Source organism: Micromonospora sp. NPDC005367 (assembly GCF_040606825.1).
In the GTDB taxonomy this organism is placed as follows: Bacteria; Actinomycetota; Actinomycetes; order Mycobacteriales; family Micromonosporaceae; genus Micromonospora.
This window is the reverse complement of record NZ_JBEXFP010000110.1, coordinates 1-1503: the sequence shown is the minus strand read 5'-3', so window position 1 is coordinate 1503 and position 1503 is coordinate 1. Positions and strand designations below refer to the sequence as shown.

Sequence of the window (1503 nt, the reverse complement as noted above, 5' to 3'; positions counted from 1 at the left end):
CACCCCCTAATGGGAGGTGTCGGGTCGGTCGGGAGGCAGACTCGATGTCCGGTAGCTGCGGGCGAGTGAGCACTCGCACCCCCTGGACCGGTGAGTCCTAGGGTCAGACCGTGCCCTCGCCCGTGGTCGGGAGATGAACGGCTGATGGGATGTCGTGCCCGCCGGGTTGGCGTGAGCACTGGTCCATTAGGGCGCTGGTTCTCCCGCAGGCTGCCGACGGGTTGTTCGGCGGGACGGGAGGCGTTGTGCTGTTCGTCGGTGACGACTGGGCGGAAGATCATCACGATGTGGAGGTGCAGGACCTGCGCGGGCGGGTGATGCGCACCGCGCGGCTGCCCGAGGGTGTGGACGGCATGGCCCGTTTCCACGACCTTGTGGCCGGGTTCCTGCCCGACGACGCCGCGCCGGCGCAGGTGCTGGTGTGTATCGAAACCGATCGTGGGCCGTGGGTGCGGGCGCTGATCGCGGCCGGCTACCAGGTGTTCGGGGTGAACCCGAAGCAGGCCGCCCGGCATCGGGAGTTGGTGTCGCTGTCCGGGGCCAAGAGCGACAAAGGCGACGCGCATGCCTTGGCGGACATGGTGCGGACCCGCCGTCATCAACTGCGGCAGGTCGCTGCCGATTCCGATCTCGCCGAGGCGGTCAAGGTGGTGGCCCGCGCGCACCAGACGCTGATCTGGGAACGCACCCGGCACACGCTGCGGCTGCGTGCGGCGCTGCGGGAGTTCTTTCCCGCCGCGCTGGATGCCTATCAGCCGCTGACACTGACCGGCGCCGACACCCTCGAGCTGCTGGCCAAGGCATCGACCCCGGACCAGGCCGCCAAACTCACCCTCACCCAGATCAGCTCAGCTCTCAAACGCGCTCGCCGCCGCGGGATCGCCGACAAGGCCACCACGATCCAGCGGGCACTGCGCACCGCGCACCTGCGCCAGCCCGACGTCGTCACCGCCGCCTACGCGGCCACCATCAGCGCCACCGTCGCGATCCTGCAAACCCTCAACGCCCAGATCAAGGCAATGGAGGGCCAGGTCGAGGCGCATTTTGGCCAGCACCCGGACGCTGAGGTCTACCTCAGCCAACCCGGCATCGGCGTGATCCTCGGCGCCCGGGTGCTCGCAGAGTTCGGCGACGCCCCAGGCCGCTACGCCGACGCCAAAGCCCGCAAGAACTACGCCGGCACCGCCCCCATCACCCGCCAGTCCGGCAAATCCAAAACCGTCCACGCCCGCATCGTGCACAACGACCGCCTCGTCGACGCCCTACACACACAGGCCAGCGCCGCGATCCTGCACGACCCCGCCGTCCGCGCCTACTACGACCAGCTCCGCGCCCGCGACATCGGCCACAACGCCGCGCTACGGCAGATCGGCAACCGCCTCGTCGGCATCCTCCACGGCTGCCTCAAAACCACCACCGTCTACGACCAGGCAACCGCCTGGTCACACCGAACCCAACCCGTCGCTGCTTGACATCCAAGCTCCTGGGATGTCTGACCCCACC

General features: G+C 68.9%; 1 protein-coding gene. It reads left to right on the top strand.

Annotated elements, in window-relative coordinates; all coding sequences use genetic code 11:
* The first annotated feature begins 245 nt into the window (after window positions 1-245).
* Window positions 246-1472, top strand: a complete 1227-nt coding sequence (locus ABZS42_RS31950) for an IS110 family transposase (RefSeq protein WP_355151673.1) — start codon at window positions 246-248, stop codon at window positions 1470-1472.
* Window positions 1473-1503 lie beyond the last annotated feature (31 nt).